We start from the raw sequence: 14,536 nt of genomic DNA, 5'->3' as shown, positions 1-14,536 counted from the left end.
CCTTAGACAAGCCGGATCATCGCAGGTCACGGGGCACCTTTTGCAGTTCGTGACGCAACGTCACCACCCTGGGAATTCACGGTGAAACACCGAGGTCGGTGAGGTCGTCCACGGTCCAGTCGGCCTGGCGGAGGATGGAGCGGAGGGTACCGGGCGCGAGCGAGCGGTGCAGGGGCACGATGACGGTGCGGTCGTCCTTGCGGTACTTAGCGTGGCTGCCGCGGGTCGCGATGTGGCCGAAGCCGGCGCGTTCGAGTGCCTTGGCGATCTGGGTGCCGGACAGGCCGTGGGGGACGGCGGGGCTCATGCGACGCGTACCTCGACCGGGGCGGTGATCACATCGGCGACGACCTCGGGGGCGGGGGCGTCCTCGAAGTACAGTTCCAGTGCCTCGCGGAGGTTGGCCAGGGCCTCTTCGATGCTCTCCCCCTGGCTGGTGACCTCGACCTGGAGACAGCGGGCCACGTACCACTCGTCCTCACGAGTGACCGCAGCGGTCAGATGCAGTGCGCGCGTCATAGGTGAAAGTCTGGCACGCCGGGTGACGCCGTCGGAGGTTTTCCAGCCCCGGACCACCGGGAACGGTGAACGCCCGGCGACGCGTGGTCGGGGGCGCCCCGGCGCGGGAGGCGGTGCCAGCCACCGCCCTCGGTGAGCCCGGCAGCGGGCGCGGAGGGTCGGCCCCCGGGCCGCCCCTTGCCTGCGATCCGGCCGTAGGACGGTCGTGGGCGACAACTTGCTCCGCCAGGAGCACAGTTCAGGTCAGCCCGGCGGTCCCACCGGTCGCCGCACCTGCGCCCCTGGATCAGGCTCCGAACGACGGGTTCGTCGGCGACGGCGGCCAGCCCCGGCGGGCGGGGCCCGCCTTGAACCTCGTAGAGAAAATCTGAACGCACCGCCCTGGCCAGCGTCCCGGCACGGCGGGTCAGCGGCCCCGCTCGCCGCCGTCCGACTCCAGGGCCTCGACGCGGCCACGAAGGTCGGCAATCTGCTGGGCAGCCTCGGTCAGCGCTCGTTCCAACGCCTCGACGCGGGCCGTCGTCCCGGTGGCGGTCGCGTCCGGGCCGTCGAGGTCATCGGCATCGCCGGCGGCGTGGCCGTGGTGGGCGACGAAGGCTCCCTTACCTGGGCGGGAGACCGCCCACCCTTCCTGCTTCAGCAGGGCCATGGCCTTCTGCACGGTCAGGCTCGACGCCCCGAACTCCCGCAACAACACGGCCTGCGTCGGCAACGCGTCCCCCGGCCGCAGCCCACCCGAGCGGATCCGCTCCCGCACAGCCTCGGCGATGACCTCGAACGTCAGCGGCACCCCACTGCCCGCCGGCCTGCGCCCGCGCCTCCCCACCACCACGCCCGGCCACCCCCGCTTTCCACGCCCTCTACCAGCACAATCCGGCCCGTCCAAACCGGGAAACCAGCCCCACACTACCCGCGCCCCACCGCCTACCAGAAAGGAATCAGGAGGGATGTACTTGAATGTGCCCGTGAGGCGATGTTAACGTCACGCACTCGCCGGTGATCACCACCGCGCCCCGCCGACCAGACCCCCTGGTCCGGCCCTCCGCGCCCCACTCCGAGGCGCCCCCGTTCCCCTGTGAGTCGATCACTTCGGCCTGCCCACGTCACCCCACGCCGTACCGCTTCCGCGCTCCCGCCGAAAGGCCCCGTCCCGCATGCCCGCACAGCTCCCACTCCCGTACCCCGCGACCGTTCCAGCCACCTCGCGTCCCTCGTCGTCGACGTTCACGACGCCGCCCTGCCCAGCGGACGCCACCGCCATCGTCCCGCCGTCGACGGGGCGGTCGGCGCTGGAGCGGCGCGCCAGGCTCACCGCCAAGCTGGCGAAGCTCGCCGCCACCGGCCAACTCGCACCCCTCGCACGACAGATCAGCACGCTCGGCGGCTGCGCGCACCCGATCCGCCTCACCGGACACCGCACCCGACTCGACACCGCGACCGGCGAGATCCTCAACCACCTCGACTCCGGCCGACTCCCGGCAGGCGAACTGCTGGTCCGCTGCGGCAACCGCCGCGCCACCCGCTGCCCCGCCCGCTCCACCGTCTACCGCTACGACACCTACCAACTCATCGCCGCCGGACTACGCGGCGGCAAAACCGTCCCCACCAGCGTCGCCGCCCACCCCCGCGTGTTCGCCACCCTCACCGCCCCCGGCTTCGGCCCCGTCCACAACCAACCCGACACCGGCCGCTGCCACTGCGGCCAGGTCCACCCCGACGACGACCCGCTCCTCGGTACGCCGCTCGACCCCGAGCGCTACGACTACGCGGGCGCGGTGCTGTGGAACGCGCACGCCCCGGCCCTGTGGGCACGCTTCACCACCCACCTACGCCGCGAGATCGCCAAGGCCGCCGGCCTCACCCAGCGCGCGCTGCGCCACCACGCCACGCTCTCCTACGCCAAGGTCGCCGAGTACCAAAAACGCGGCCAGGTCCACTTCCACGCCGTCATCCGCCTCGACGGACCCACCGGCCCCACCAGCACACCACCCGCCTGGGCCACCACCCAGCTCCTCGACCACGCCGTCCGCGCCGCCACCACACGCACCCGCATAGCGCATGAGGGCCAGCAGCCGCAGCAGCCCGCTGGGGCCCCGGTCGGTGACCGAGCTGACCGGTTGGTGTTCCGGTTCGGGCGGCAGATCGACGTCCGCGCGATCCGAGGCACCGACTTCACCGGAGACGGCCCGGTCACCGACCGGCACGTCGCCGCCTACATCGCCAAGTACGCCACCAAGGGCGCCGAGACCACCACCGGCACCCTCGACCGCCGCCTCCGACTCCTCGCCGAACTCGCCACCCACGACATCACCGACCACGCCCGCCGCATGATCCACACAGCCTGGCACCTCGCCACCAACCGCCGGCACGCCCACCTCCGACTGCGGCAATGGGCCCACATGCTCGGCTTCCGAGGCCACTTCTCCACCCGCACCCGCCACTACTCCACCACCCTCGCCCACCTCCGAGCCGAACGCACCGCCTGGCGAACCAGCCAACCCGACACCCAGACCCCGGCACCGGCTGAAACGCAGGTCGGTCAGACGGACGGCAGTCCGGTCGATGACCGCACCGGACACCCCACCGACCTGGCCGCCGGTCACCGCTCCCGTCACCCCAACATCGCCGGTAAGCGCGTGGACTCGGACACCACGCTGGTCATCTCCCACTGGCAGTACGCCGGAACCGGCCTCCTGCCCGAACTCGAACACCTCGCCAACCTCCTGGCCACGACGCGACAGCACGGGACCCGAACCCGGCGCTCGGAACACTCTGGTGACCGCGCCGGTCGCCCCGCCGGTCACCCGGTCGGTCACTCCACTGACCGGCTGACCAGCGCTGCCCGGGCGGGGGCCGTCACGTGACCGCCGGCACGGAACTCCTCACCGTCCCCCAGGTCATGGAACGCCTCCAACTCGGCCGCACCGCCGTCTACGACCTCCTCCGCACCCGGCAACTCCCCTCCCTCACCCTCGGCCGCGCCCGCCGCATCCCCACCCACGCCCTCACCGACTTCATCCACACCCGCCTCGACCAGGAAGCCGCCGCCTGATGACCACACCCCGCGACACCCCCGCATCCCGCCGCACCCGCGCCAACGGCGACGGAACCGTCTACCAGCGAAAGGACCGCCGCTGGGAAGCCGCCGGATACGTCCTCGCCCCCGGCAACACCCGCAAACGCGTCCACGTCTACGGCAGCACGCGCACAGAGGCACTGGCCAAACTGACCGAGAAGATCGCCGCCAGCAACCGTGGCATCCCCGCTGTCGCCGCGCAGGGCAGCCTGACGGCCTTTCTGACGTACTGGCTTGAGAACGTCGCCGTGCACCAACTCCGCGAGACCACCCACACCCGGTACAACGCCGTCGTCGAGCAGTACCTCATACCGGGCCTGGGCAGGAAGAAGCTCGCCAAGCTCTCCGCCAAGGACGTCCGGACCTGGCTGAACACCCTGCGGACCGTCTGCCAGTGCTGCGCACGCGGCACCGACGCCCGACGCGACCCCAACACACAGGCCAGCCGCCGCCCGCGCTGCTGCGCACTCGGCCAGTGCTGCCGCAAACGGCTCTCCCCGCTGACGCTCGCCTACATCCACTCCGTACTCAAGTCCGCCCTGGAGCACGCCGTCCGCGAGGAGGAGATCTCCCGCAACGTTGCCCGCAACGTCCGCACCGGAACACCCCGCCCCCGCCGCTTCAACCCCCTCACCGCCGACGAAGCACGGCAGTTCCTCGCCGCTGCCCACGGGCACCGGCTTGCCGCGCTGTTCGAGCTCGCCCTACGCACCGGACTGCGCAAGGGCGAACTCCTCGGCCTGCACTGGGAAGACCTCGACCTCAACAGCGGCACGGCCAGCATCCGCCGCACCCTCCAGCGCACCCACAGCAGCGGCCTGGCCACACTGCCCACCAAGACCATCAGCTCCGAACGCCGCATCGCCCTGCCGGCCTCCTGCGTCACCTCGCTCCGCGCACACCGCGCCCGGCAAGCACAGGAGAAGGAGGAAGCGGGCTCGCGCTGGCAGGACAGCAGCCACGTCTTCACGCGACCCGACGGGCACCCGATCGAACCCGCCACCCTCACCCGCCACTTCAACGCCCTGCTCCGCGAAGCCCGCCTACGGCCCATCCGGTTTCACGACCTCCGCCACTCAACGGCGACCCTGCTCCTGGAGCAAGGCGTCGAACTCGTCGTCATCAAGGAGTTGCTGGGCCACGCCCACATCGGCGTGACCGCCACCGTCTACGCCCACGTCCGACTCCGTCTCCAGCGCCAGGCCATCGACCTCCTCGGCCACGCCCTCGGCAACCTCAATGGCACCGCCACCGAGTCCGACGGCAACGACGATCCGCCACTTGGTGCAGCACCCGTCCGCTGACGTTGCCGTCAACTACTGCCGTCAGACGCCGCAGCGGCCCCACCGGATGGATCCGGTGGGGCCGCTGCATAAGCCACGGAAATTTAGCGATTTCACTGCCGGATTAGTTGCGCCAAAGTCGTTTCACGACGACTTGGGCGCATCACCGTCGATGCCGACAACCAGCGACTCTGACCCCTCGGCCAGATAGTCATGTTCTGGAAAGTAATCCACATGGAGGTGGTCGCCTTGATCCGCCTCCAAGGCGAACCCTTCGATGTTATCGGCAAGAAGAGCAAGAGAATCTAGCTCGCCTTGAATCTCCATGGCTTCACCGTCTCCCGACGGAGAAATACGAACCTTCCCACTCGCTTGCTGAAATTCGATCCGCGACAACGCCCTATCGTACGGGAATGGATTTGAGGCCTTCGGAATGAGGATTTCCCCTCGGCCGCTCCGCAACTCCCGGCCCAAGGCCAGCAGCTCGGAGCGAGTCCCAGAGAGCTCCATTTCCCCGGTCGAATCTTCGCGCAAGACCTTCAACACCACACCTCCGTCAGTTACCTACGGCCAGTAGTCGCCCGGCCGGATCGTGGATGGATCGATAGGGGTGTGAGGATCCTTGAGTGGGCCACTCGTAACCGTCCTTCCATTGATCTGGGTTTCCAAATTAAGGTGCGGTCCAAGCTTCTGGACATGAGCGCTATTGGGGTTCACATCGAACCGCGCAATCTTCCTAACCGCGTTCCCGGCCTCATCGGTCGTCACGCTCATGAACTGAACTCCACCACTTCCAGACCGCACCACCGTTGCATTGTCGCCAACGTGTGCAACGGCACGGTTGACGGCCTCATCCATCGAAATATCGCAGTTGTGAACCAGGACCGGCGTGGCCCCCGCCAGCACATAGTACGTGTGCTACGCGGACCCCTCTACCTGCTTTTTCGCAGGTCAAGCGCAGTTTGCTGGTCCGGTGACGTGCGCGGGTGTCCGTGGTTGTGCGGGGTTGTTGCCGTCGCTACTGCCGTCAGACGGTTCAGCCCAGGTACGGCTTCTCCCGGTGTTCCAGGAAGTGCCGGATCCTGAGCCGTTGGGTGTGGTGCATCGGCAACTGCTCGATCTCTCCCGGTGGCACGAACCGGAGCTCGGTGGACTCGTCGGAGATTGCCGGCCGGCCGCCGGTGACGCGGGCGGTGAAGCAGACGTTGAACTGGCGGCGGACCTCGCCGTCGGTGTAGGCGATGATGTGTTTCGGGTCGGTGTAGGTGCCGACCAGGCCGGTGATCTCGACGTCGAGGCCGGTCTCTTCCTTGACCTCGCGGACGGCCGTCCCTGGTAGGGAGTCGCTGAGGTCCATGCCGCCGCCGGGCAGCGCCCACAGGTCATTGTCGCGGCGGCGCTGCAGGAGGATGCGCCCGTGGTCGTCGGTGACGACGGCGGAGGCGGCGACGACCATGCTGTTCGGCTTGGGGGCGTTCGGGTCGTCGTAGTACTCGGTACGGGCCACGGTCAGCCCTCCTCTCGTACGGGGGTTGCGGTCGCCCACACGGCATCGAAGCTGTCGGCGTAGGTGTCGAACATGCCGCCCTCCCGGTGCCGGCGAAGATGCCACACGGGGGAGGCGTAGGCGTTGACGCCCCAGACGTGGGCGTTGACGAGTTGCTGGTCGTCGGCACGGTAGAGGGAGTTGTAGAGCGTGGTGGCGTGGGTGCGGACGTCGATGCCGGGGGTGTCGGCGAGGGGTCTGTAGTGCATGAGCGCGAGGCGGCAGCGGGATTCGATGCCGTGGCCGAACCGCTCTTCCTGGCCGCGGGCTTGGACGGTGTCGCTGTCGGGGTCCCCGATCGCGATGCGGACGGTGCAGCCTTCGGCGGCGCGTTCGGTGAGGAGTTCGTTCAGCCGCGGGTACGCCTCGTGGAGGAAGACGGCCGCGTAGACGAGAATGTCGATCCGTTCCCGGGCTTGGGCCATCAGGTCGGTGAACGCCGAGACGGGGATGTCTGCCCGCTGCTCGTAGAGGGCCACCAACTCAGGGCTGATGGCGCGGGCGGGGCGGGCCTGGCGGAGTGCCGGCCAGAGTGCGTGCACGTCTTCTCCCAGGGCCTTGGCCGCCTGGAGGGCGGTGGCACGACGTGGGGTGCGCCCGAGGTTCACCCAGCGCTCGACCGACTTGGGGTCGACCTCGACCTGCTGGGCGAGTGCGGCGTACGTCCAGCCTCCGGCCGCCATGACGGCTCGTAGTCTCTCGTTCGGCACAAGTCTCCCCCTTCGTCTCAGGACGGCACTAGGGACGTTCTACACGGTGCAGGACGTCCCGGAGTGGGGTTTGGTGGAGGTTCCTTCGTCCTGGTGACCGGCGTGATGATCGGTGCCGACCCTGCGGCACCAAGAGGCCCAGGGGCACGCATCAACGCCGCCGAGGAGCGTCACCGTGCGAATGAGCGCCACCCCATGTGTTCCCGCCCTGCGACTGGATGCCTGGTCGCGGACCGCCTCGCCGGGGTGGTCACGATGACGTCCCCCACCCCTGATGCCGACGGGCACATCGTCTCGCCCGATTCCGGCGCCCTGGTGGTCGACCGGCGGAGCGGCAAGGTGGGCGTGGTGATGGGGCATGTGGGGCCGTACGTGCAGCTTCGGCCACCGCGCGGTGGCCGGGAATGGGACGTGCCGCCCGAGGACGTTCGTCCGCCGACTCCGACGGAGGAGTTGAGCGCGAAGGTGGCCGTGGCCAACCGGAGGTGGGGACGGTGACCCCTCGCTCGGTCCTGCGCTACGAGGCCTGGACGCTCCAGCCCGACCGCGAGCCGGACGCGGAGCCGGTCCTGTACGCGATGCAGTGCGCCGTGGACGGCGAGACCTCGCCGACGAGCGAGGACTTCGCCGAACCGCAGGACTGGGTGCTGCGGCACTGCGGCCAGAACCCGTCCCACTACACCTACCGGGAGATCATCACCCGCCCCTGGCGGACCTGGCGCCAGACGTGATCCGCCTCGCTCGCGAGGCCCGCACCGTGCTGACCCACCCGACTCCCGTCCCTGCCGGGCGCAGCCGATCGAGGCTCCCCCGCACTCGTCAGCCCCGGCAGGGACGGGCCCTCACGTGCGTGCCGTGCCCATGACTGTGGGGGTTCTGGCCTCTGCCGCAGAAAGTCAGCCACGACGGCGGGCGCGCCGACCGGCCACCCGTCACGTGTGTCTCGCTCAACCCCGCACCGGCATCAGCCCAGTTATCTCCATCGTCACGGCCCCAGCCAGGCAGCAAACATGGGCCGTCCGGGACGGCGCGAGCCCGCCTAGCGGCCTCTCAGGTGCCCGGCCAGTCTGCTGCTGAGCGGTCGGACCGGGGCTTCCGATTGGTGGTCCGGCCTACGCTCCCGGGCTCTGCGCGCCGAGTGGTCGGCGGCCGTCGCCAGCGGGGCGGCAGACAGGAGCGGGCGGCGGTCACCGACCGCCGGCGCGCGGCGGCCCGCGTCAGCGGGACGCCCTTGAAAGACGTAGAGAAACTCTGAACAGCTCTCCGGAAGTCAACCCCCCTGCTGCCACACGGTGGCGTGGTTCGGGGTCAGCGTCGGCGTCGGCCTTCGGTAAGTCTGTCGCGCAGGAGTTGGACCTTGGCGGCCTTCTCCTCGGGGGTGTAGTCGCCGCTGAGGCGCTTACGTTGCTCCATGACGGCTCGCATCGCGTCGCGGTGGGCTGTGGCGGCTTCGAATTCGACGCTGGCCTTCGCGAAGCGTTCTTCGGCGGCCTCCAGTTCGGCGGCGACTTCATCGTCGGTCTTGCCGCTGAGGCGTACGGCCTCTTCGTCCGCGCGGCGCTGGGCCGCAGACTTGTCAAGCATCTCGTGGTAGCGCTTGAGGAACTGGTCGTGCGGGCTGAGCTGGCGGACGAACACGCCCCGGCCCTGGACCGAGTAGATCAGCCCCTCGTCCTTGAGTAGCCGCAGGGCGTTCTGCGCGGTGGAGTTGGCGATGCCGAACTGTTCTTGCAGCTCGCGGGCGGAGGGGAGCTTGGCCCCTGGTGCGAGCCGGCCGTCCTGGATCTGCTTGCGGAGTGCGTCCGCGGTCTGCACGTACGGGGGGCGGGGGTCGTCGGTGGGTGCCACCTGCCATCCCCGCCGAAGGTCACCGAGTCCGACGTACGCGGGGTCAGACTCGCTGGCGGCGGCCTCTTCCTCTTCTGGCTCGGGCTCGCCGTCGTGGGCGCGCACGTAGCTGCCCCGCCCCAGGACGGAGTAGATCAGCCCCTCCTCTTTGAGCAGGCGCAGCGCGTTCTGGACCGTCGAACTCGCGATTCCGAAGCGCCGTTGCAGCTCGCGTGCGGAGGGCAGTCGCTCGCCCGGACGCAGCTCGCCGTCACGGATGGCGGCGCGTAGGACGTCGGCGGCCTGCACGTAGGGCGGCCGGGGGTCCTGGTCCAGAGGCAGCGTCATGACACGAGGGTAGCGGCGGACCGGCACCCACGGCATACCCGGCCACCCCTGCGTCCGAGACGCGCAGGTGTATCGATACGAATCGAGTGTTGCGGGTGTAGCGGGCGTGCGGCTATGGTCGTGTCGAGTCGATCAAGCGGCTCCATCTCGAATGATGAGGATGTGATGGCATGGCCATGCCTCGAATCCGTGTTGCTCTGCTGCCGTCGGCGGTGTGCATCGCGGGCACCGAGCCGGTGCTGAAGATCAAGGACCAGCAGACCGGGGAGGTCGCCACCGACCGGGAGACCGGCGCGTCGCTGTACACGGTGACCGTGATGCTCATGGAGGACGGCCGGGCCGAGGTCCTGAAGATCACGGTCCCGGAGACGGGCATCGCGGCCGGGCTGAAGCCGGGCGTGATGGTCCGGCCGGTGGAGCTGTTCGCCACCCCGTGGGCGCGGATCTTCAACGGGCAGCTCTCCGACGGCGTCGCCTACCGCGCCACCCGCCTGGAACTGGTCGCGGCGGAGGCGGCCCAGTGACCGGCTTCGACACGGGGAGCCTGACTGGTCACGCGCCGCAGGCGCTGTTGATCGCGGCCGTACTGGCGGGCATGTGGCTGCTGCTGGTCGTGATCCGCTACGTTCGGGCCGATCGGGGCACGCGGGTCAGCATGCGGCAGGCTGTGCGGGTTCGCTGGGGCTGGGTGCGGCTGGCTCGGATGGCCGGGCTGACGGTCACCGATAAGACCCCGGGTCTGCTCGCGCAGATCACCGCACAGAAGGACAGCCCCGCCCCCGCGCCCCGGGTGTTGACTCCCAGGATCAAGGTCAAGCCGGACCGGTTCGGCGTGATCGTACGGTCCAGGACCCTGCCGCAGGTCGGGCTGGAGGAGTACCAGAAGGCAGCACGCTTCCTGGCGGACGCCTGGCGGTGCACGCGGGTCTCCGTCCTGCCCGACGGACCCGGCAAGGTGGTGATCCGGGGCGTGCGCTCCAATCCTTTGACCACGCCGACCAAGCACCGGCCCACCGGCCGCCCGCCGGAGGACGTGGCGCGCTGGGAACTGGGGGTGGACGAGTACGCCGCACCCGTCTGCGTGTCTCTGGCGAACGTGCCCGGGGTGACGGTGGCCGGCACCCCCGGCGCGGGCAAGACCTCGGGGATCAACAAGTTCTACGTCTCCGACGGCGACGCCGCCCGCATCGCGGAAGCCACCTCCCACCTGACCGCCGACCCCGCCCTGTGCCTGGACGCCCTCCTCGACACCACCGGCCACACGAACCCCGGCGACGACGGGCCGGACGGCCCGGCTGTCCCCCTGGCCAAGCCCTGAACGCCCCCGATCCCACGCCCCCGAGAGGAGGCCCCGCGCATGGCGGAGGAACGGTTCACCCGGCGCACCGTGACCATGGTGATGGCGGTCATCGCGGCCTTGGCCTTCGTCTTCTCCTTCGGCAACGTCTGGGCGCTCGCCCTGCGGCTCAGTGTCCCCCGCCCCATTGCCCCGCTGATCGCCCCCATGGTGGACCTGTCCGTCGTCGGCCTCCTGGTCGCGCTGCGGTTCCTGGCCCTGCGCGGCGTCCCCAAGGCGGAGCTGAAGGCCGGCACCCGGCTACTGCACCTGTGCGGGCTGCTCACGCTCGCGCTGAACACCGCCGAACCCCTGCTGACCGGACGCTACGGCCGCGCCTGCCTGGACACCGTCGCCCCGCTCCTGCTCCTGGGCTGGGGCCACGTCGGCCCCGCCTTCCTCGCCCACTTCCACACCACTGCACACCTGAAGGACACCACCACAGCTACCCCGGCCCCCGCGCCCATCGCTGAACCGGTGCCCACCTCGGTGCCCGCTCCCGAGACGGCGGCCCCGGACCCCGAGCCGGTCCCCGCCTCGACACCTGCGCCCCCTCCGGCCGAAGTACCCACCGTGATCGAGGTGCCCGACTCCGCCCCCGCCCCGGCTGTCGCCAAGGCGCCTGCCACCGACATCCGCCCGGCCCTGCCCGCCCCGCTGCTCGCCGCAGCCAGGCTCATCGCGGACACCCACCACGCCGAGCACGGAACACCGGTCACCGCCGCCCAGCTCGCAACCCGCATGGGCATCGCCCTGCCAGTGGCCACCGCCGCACTCGCTCAGCTCTGAGCGACGCCCCGGCCACCGGCCGGATCACCTCTCCCTGAAATCCACGCCCACCCGGTGGGCCTGGTTCGTCATGCCCCGAGCAGCACCAACACGCCTTCCTACCTGGCTGGTTGCTGCTCGGGGCCACACACCCGACAGAAGGGACACGCCCCGAATGGTCACCCTGGACCTGCACCACGTGGCAAGCCCCGCCGTGCGGGACCTGCTCCACCTCATCAACCAGTCCGACTTCGACCGCACACAGAAGCAGATCGAACGCCTCGGCGGCTGCACCGAACCTGTCCGCCTCACAGGCCAGACCACCACCATCGACTCCACGACCGGCGAGGTCCTGCGCTCCTACAACACGACGGAGGAGCCCGCGGGCAGCCTGCTCACCGCGTGCGGCAACCGCCGCTCCTCCCGCTGCCCGGCCTGCTCCCGCCTCTACGCCGCCGACACCTACCACCTCATCCGCGCCGGCCTCTCCGGCGGCAAGACCGTCCCCGACACCGTCCGCACCCACCCCCGCGTCTTCGCCACCCTCACCGCCCCCTCCTTCGGGCCCGTCCACAACCGCCCCGACGCCCGGCCCTGCCGCTGCGGAATCCGGCACGAACCCACAGACGCGCTGCTCGGTACGCCGCTCAATCCGGCGACGTACGACTACGTCGGCGCGGTCCTGTTCAATGCCCACGCCGGAGCCTTGTGGGCCCGCTTCGCGATCTACCTGCGGCGGGAGCTCGCCACCCGGCTCGGCATTACGCAAAAGGCCGCCCGCGCGGCGTTTCGGGTGTCCTTCGCCAAGGTCGCCGAGTACCAGAAGCGCGGCCTGGTCCACTTCCACGCCGTGATCCGCCTCGACGGCCCGGACGGCAACACCCAGCCCCCACCGTCCTACGCCTCCGCCGCCGTACTCACCGACGCCATCCGCTCCGCCGCACCACGCGCCCGCATCTCCATCACCTCGGACGCAATCGGGGAACGCGAACTCTCCTGGGGCCAGCAACTCGATGTACGCGAGATCGCCGCCTTCGGCACCGACAGCGAACTCACCGACCAGGCTGTGGCCGCCTACGTGGCCAAGTACGCCACCAAGTCCGCCGACGCCTCCGGCACCCTCGACCGCGCCCTGTGCTGCCGCCCCTGCCAGGGACGCGGCGCCACCCTCCTGCCCCACGGGACCCCGCTCACGTGCACCGCCTGCGACGGCACCGGCCAGGCCCGCCCACTGCCCCGACTCGCCGTCGCCCGCCACGTCCGGCAGATGATCCGCACCTGCTGGGAACTCGGCCGCCTGCCGGAGTTCGCCGAACTCAAGCTCTGGAAGTGGGCGCACATGCTCGGCTTCCGCGGCCACTTCTCCACCAAATCCCGGTCCTACTCCGTCACGCTCGGCGCGCTGCGCGACGCCCGCCGCGCCTGGCGCACCGAACAGGCCCGCGCCCACGCCGGCCTCCCTGAGCCCGACCCGAAGACCACGCTCGTCGTCGGACATTGGGACTACCTCGGCTCGGGCTACAGCCCCGGCGCGAGCCTCCTCGCCGCCTCCGTCTGGCACCGCAAGGAACTGGAACGGCAGTTCGCGGCCGAAGGGGGCTGTTGATGGCCTCGCCCCCGCCCACCGTCCTCCGCACCGAAGCGGTCCCGGCCCTGGCTCTCCTCACAGTGCCCCAGGTGATGGCCCGCCTCCAGATCGGCCGCTCCGCCGTCTACGACCTCCTCCGCACCGGCCAGCTCGCCTCGATCACCCTCGGCCGCGCCCGCCGCATCCCCACCCACGCCCTCACCGACTTCATCCGCACCCGCCTCGAACAGGACGCCGCCTGATGACCACGCCACGCCCTACTCCGCCTCGCCGCTCCCGTACCCGTGCGAACGGCGACGGGACCGTCTACCAGCGCAAGGACGGACGCTGGGAAGCCGCCGGATACGTGCTGGCCCCCGGCAATACCCGCAAGCGCGTCCGCGTCTACGGCGCTACCCGTAAAGACGCGATGACCAAGCTCACCGAGAAGATCGCCGCCAGCAACCGCGGCCTCCCCGTCGCAGCGGCCGACAGCACCGTGAGCGCCTACCTCGCGTACTGGCTGGACGGCGTCGCCGTTCACCACCTGCGGGAGAACACCCACACCCGCTACGCCGCCTCCATCCGCCTCCACCTCAACCCCCGCCTCGGCGCAAAGAAGCTCGCCCGACTCACCACCCGCGACGTCCGCATCTTCCTCGACGGACTCCGCACCACCTGCCAGTGCTGCGCCCAGGGACGCGACACCCACCGGCGGTCCTGCTGCGCCATCGGGCAGTGCTGCGAGAAGCAGCTGTCACCGCTGACCGTGACGTACGTCCACGCGGTCCTCAAATCCGCCCTGGAACACGCCGTCCGCGAAGACGAACTGCCACGCAACGTCGCCCGCAACGTCAAGACCACCACGCCCCGCCCCCGGCGCTTCCAGCCCCTCACCGCCGCCGAAGCCCGGCACTTCCTCCAGTCGGCTGGCGACGACCGGCTTCATGCTCTGTACGAACTCGCCCTCCGCACCGGACTCCGCAAGGGCGAACTCCTCGGCCTCCACTGGGAAGACCTTGACCTCGATGGCGGCACCGCAACCATCCACCGCTCCCTCCAGCGCACCCGCAGCCAGGGCCTGACCGTCCTGCACACCAAGACCCTCGCCTCCGAACGCCGCATCGCGCTCCCCACCGAGTGCATCACCTCCCTGAAGATCCACCAGGATCGGCAGCAGGAAGAGCGTCAGGCGGCCAGAGCGGGCTGGACGGACAACGGGCTCGTCTTCACGACCGTGAAGGGCGGACCCCTCGACCCCGGCAACCTCACCCGCCGCTTCCGTCGCGTCCTCCACAGCGCTGGCCTTCGGACGATCCGCTTCCACGACCTCCGGCACTCGACCGCCACCCTGCTCCTGGAACAAGGCGTCGATCTCGTCGTCATCAAGGAACTCCTCGGCCACGCCCACATCGGCGTCACCGCCGGCGTCTACGCCCACGTCCGACTCCGCCTCCAACGCCAGCCTCGGTGTTTCACCGTGAATTCCCAGGGTGGTGACGTTGCGTCACGAACTGCAAAAGGTGCCCCGTGACCTGCGATGATCCGGCTTGTCT

18 protein-coding genes are annotated in these 14,536 nt (G+C 70.0%); 11 read left to right on the top strand and 7 right to left on the bottom strand.

Annotated features, from left to right (window positions below; translation table 11 throughout):
• Positions 1-76: 76 nt before the first annotated feature.
• The 3 genes from ACWD5Q_RS33890 to ACWD5Q_RS33880 form a co-directional block, all read right to left on the bottom strand.
• Positions 77-307 (bottom strand): type II toxin-antitoxin system HicA family toxin, encoded by a 231-nt coding sequence (locus ACWD5Q_RS33890; RefSeq protein WP_451430913.1) that lies wholly within the window; start codon positions 305-307, stop codon positions 77-79.
• A complete protein-coding gene (locus ACWD5Q_RS33885; RefSeq protein ID WP_030735400.1) occupies positions 304-519 on the bottom strand; it encodes a type II toxin-antitoxin system HicB family antitoxin in 216 nt (71 codons plus the stop codon). Before ACWD5Q_RS33885 ends, ACWD5Q_RS33890 begins: the two co-directional genes overlap by 4 nt.
• Before the next feature lie 406 nt (positions 520-925).
• A complete protein-coding gene (locus ACWD5Q_RS33880; protein ID WP_451430912.1) occupies positions 926-1,351 on the bottom strand; it encodes a GntR family transcriptional regulator in 426 nt (141 codons plus the stop codon).
• Between the two features lie 322 nt (positions 1,352-1,673).
• Here ACWD5Q_RS33880 and ACWD5Q_RS33875 point away from each other — a divergent pair, with 322 nt between their 5' ends.
• From ACWD5Q_RS33875 to ACWD5Q_RS33865, 3 genes are read left to right on the top strand one after another with little or no spacing between them, the layout of a single operon-like run.
• Positions 1,674-3,383 (top strand): replication initiator, encoded by a 1,710-nt coding sequence (locus tag ACWD5Q_RS33875; RefSeq protein WP_451430911.1) that lies wholly within the window; start codon positions 1,674-1,676, stop codon positions 3,381-3,383.
• Positions 3,380-3,571, top strand: coding sequence for a helix-turn-helix domain-containing protein (locus tag ACWD5Q_RS33870; protein ID WP_158926792.1), 192 nt, complete (start codon positions 3,380-3,382; stop codon positions 3,569-3,571). Before ACWD5Q_RS33875 ends, ACWD5Q_RS33870 begins: the two co-directional genes overlap by 4 nt.
• Entirely contained in the window at positions 3,571-4,899 is a 1,329-nt protein-coding gene (locus ACWD5Q_RS33865) for a tyrosine-type recombinase/integrase (protein ID WP_158926790.1), read from the top strand. Before ACWD5Q_RS33870 ends, ACWD5Q_RS33865 begins: the two co-directional genes overlap by 1 nt.
• A 123-nt stretch (positions 4,900-5,022) precedes the next feature.
• On the opposite strand, the gene ACWD5Q_RS33860 is transcribed toward ACWD5Q_RS33865, so the two are convergent.
• From ACWD5Q_RS33860 to ACWD5Q_RS33850, 3 genes are all read right to left on the bottom strand, one after another.
• Complete coding sequence (locus ACWD5Q_RS33860) at positions 5,023-5,424, bottom strand: Imm32 family immunity protein (RefSeq protein WP_158926788.1); 402 nt, start codon at positions 5,422-5,424, stop codon at positions 5,023-5,025.
• Between the two features lie 490 nt (positions 5,425-5,914).
• Positions 5,915-6,385 (bottom strand): NUDIX domain-containing protein, encoded by a 471-nt coding sequence (locus ACWD5Q_RS33855; protein WP_451430910.1) that lies wholly within the window; start codon positions 6,383-6,385, stop codon positions 5,915-5,917.
• A gap of 2 nt (positions 6,386-6,387) precedes the next feature.
• A complete protein-coding gene (locus ACWD5Q_RS33850) occupies positions 6,388-7,107 on the bottom strand; it encodes an XRE family transcriptional regulator (RefSeq protein ID WP_451430914.1) in 720 nt (239 codons plus the stop codon).
• A gap of 282 nt (positions 7,108-7,389) precedes the next feature.
• On the opposite strand from ACWD5Q_RS33850, the gene ACWD5Q_RS33845 reads away from it, so the two are divergent.
• Both ACWD5Q_RS33845 and ACWD5Q_RS33840 read left to right on the top strand, forming a co-directional pair.
• Positions 7,390-7,632 (top strand): hypothetical protein, encoded by a 243-nt coding sequence (locus tag ACWD5Q_RS33845; RefSeq protein ID WP_451430909.1) that lies wholly within the window; start codon positions 7,390-7,392, stop codon positions 7,630-7,632.
• Positions 7,620-7,865: a DUF7848 domain-containing protein gene (locus ACWD5Q_RS33840; protein ID WP_451430908.1), complete on the top strand. Its 246-nt coding sequence runs from the start codon at positions 7,620-7,622 to the stop codon at positions 7,863-7,865. Before ACWD5Q_RS33845 ends, ACWD5Q_RS33840 begins: the two co-directional genes overlap by 13 nt.
• A gap of 577 nt (positions 7,866-8,442) precedes the next feature.
• On the opposite strand, the gene ACWD5Q_RS33835 is transcribed toward ACWD5Q_RS33840, so the two are convergent.
• The gene (locus tag ACWD5Q_RS33835) at positions 8,443-9,309 is read right to left on the bottom strand and encodes a GntR family transcriptional regulator (RefSeq protein WP_451430907.1); all 867 of its coding nucleotides are present in this window, start codon (positions 9,307-9,309) and stop codon (positions 8,443-8,445) included.
• 170 nt (positions 9,310-9,479) lie between these two features.
• Here ACWD5Q_RS33835 and ACWD5Q_RS33830 point away from each other — a divergent pair, with 170 nt between their 5' ends.
• From ACWD5Q_RS33830 to ACWD5Q_RS33805, 6 genes are all read left to right on the top strand, one after another.
• On the top strand, positions 9,480-9,833 hold the full coding sequence (locus tag ACWD5Q_RS33830; RefSeq protein WP_451430906.1) for an SCO3933 family regulatory protein: 354 nt from the start codon (positions 9,480-9,482) through the stop codon (positions 9,831-9,833).
• On the top strand, positions 9,830-10,627 hold the full coding sequence (locus ACWD5Q_RS33825) for a hypothetical protein (RefSeq protein ID WP_451430905.1): 798 nt from the start codon (positions 9,830-9,832) through the stop codon (positions 10,625-10,627). The genes ACWD5Q_RS33830 and ACWD5Q_RS33825 overlap by 4 nt, the downstream gene beginning before the upstream one ends.
• Positions 10,628-10,666: 39 nt before the next feature.
• Positions 10,667-11,434 (top strand): DUF2637 domain-containing protein, encoded by a 768-nt coding sequence (locus tag ACWD5Q_RS33820; RefSeq protein ID WP_451430904.1) that lies wholly within the window; start codon positions 10,667-10,669, stop codon positions 11,432-11,434.
• A gap of 154 nt (positions 11,435-11,588) precedes the next feature.
• Positions 11,589-13,019: a replication initiator gene (locus ACWD5Q_RS33815; RefSeq protein WP_451430903.1), complete on the top strand. Its 1,431-nt coding sequence runs from the start codon at positions 11,589-11,591 to the stop codon at positions 13,017-13,019.
• A complete protein-coding gene (locus ACWD5Q_RS33810; RefSeq protein WP_451430902.1) occupies positions 13,019-13,243 on the top strand; it encodes a helix-turn-helix domain-containing protein in 225 nt (74 codons plus the stop codon). The genes ACWD5Q_RS33815 and ACWD5Q_RS33810 overlap by 1 nt, the downstream gene beginning before the upstream one ends.
• Positions 13,243-14,514, top strand: coding sequence for a tyrosine-type recombinase/integrase (locus ACWD5Q_RS33805; protein ID WP_451430901.1), 1,272 nt, complete (start codon positions 13,243-13,245; stop codon positions 14,512-14,514). The genes ACWD5Q_RS33810 and ACWD5Q_RS33805 overlap by 1 nt, the downstream gene beginning before the upstream one ends.
• Positions 14,515-14,536 lie beyond the last annotated feature (22 nt).

Source organism: Streptomyces sp. NPDC002513, from assembly GCF_053595355.1.
Note: the sequence above shows the minus strand (reverse complement) of the source record. Positions and strands in the feature narration are given on the sequence as shown.

Coding starts and splice junctions, on each gene's coding strand:
- ACWD5Q_RS33885 (WP_030735400.1), bottom strand. CDS start 519: ATGACGCGCGCACTGCATCTGACCGCTGCGGTCACTCGTGAGGACGAG.
- ACWD5Q_RS33845 (WP_451430909.1), top strand. CDS start 7,390: ATGACGTCCCCCACCCCTGATGCCGACGGGCACATCGTCTCGCCCGAT.
- ACWD5Q_RS33810 (WP_451430902.1), top strand. CDS start 13,019: ATGGCCTCGCCCCCGCCCACCGTCCTCCGCACCGAAGCGGTCCCGGCC.
- ACWD5Q_RS33890 (WP_451430913.1), bottom strand. CDS start 307: ATGAGCCCCGCCGTCCCCCACGGCCTGTCCGGCACCCAGATCGCCAAG.
- ACWD5Q_RS33815 (WP_451430903.1), top strand. CDS start 11,589: ATGGTCACCCTGGACCTGCACCACGTGGCAAGCCCCGCCGTGCGGGAC.
- ACWD5Q_RS33835 (WP_451430907.1), bottom strand. CDS start 9,309: ATGACGCTGCCTCTGGACCAGGACCCCCGGCCGCCCTACGTGCAGGCC.
- ACWD5Q_RS33805 (WP_451430901.1), top strand. CDS start 13,243: ATGACCACGCCACGCCCTACTCCGCCTCGCCGCTCCCGTACCCGTGCG.
- ACWD5Q_RS33820 (WP_451430904.1), top strand. CDS start 10,667: ATGGCGGAGGAACGGTTCACCCGGCGCACCGTGACCATGGTGATGGCG.
- ACWD5Q_RS33830 (WP_451430906.1), top strand. CDS start 9,480: ATGGCCATGCCTCGAATCCGTGTTGCTCTGCTGCCGTCGGCGGTGTGC.
- ACWD5Q_RS33875 (WP_451430911.1), top strand. CDS start 1,674: ATGCCCGCACAGCTCCCACTCCCGTACCCCGCGACCGTTCCAGCCACC.
- ACWD5Q_RS33850 (WP_451430914.1), bottom strand. CDS start 7,107: ATGGCGGCCGGAGGCTGGACGTACGCCGCACTCGCCCAGCAGGTCGAG.
- ACWD5Q_RS33865 (WP_158926790.1), top strand. CDS start 3,571: ATGACCACACCCCGCGACACCCCCGCATCCCGCCGCACCCGCGCCAAC.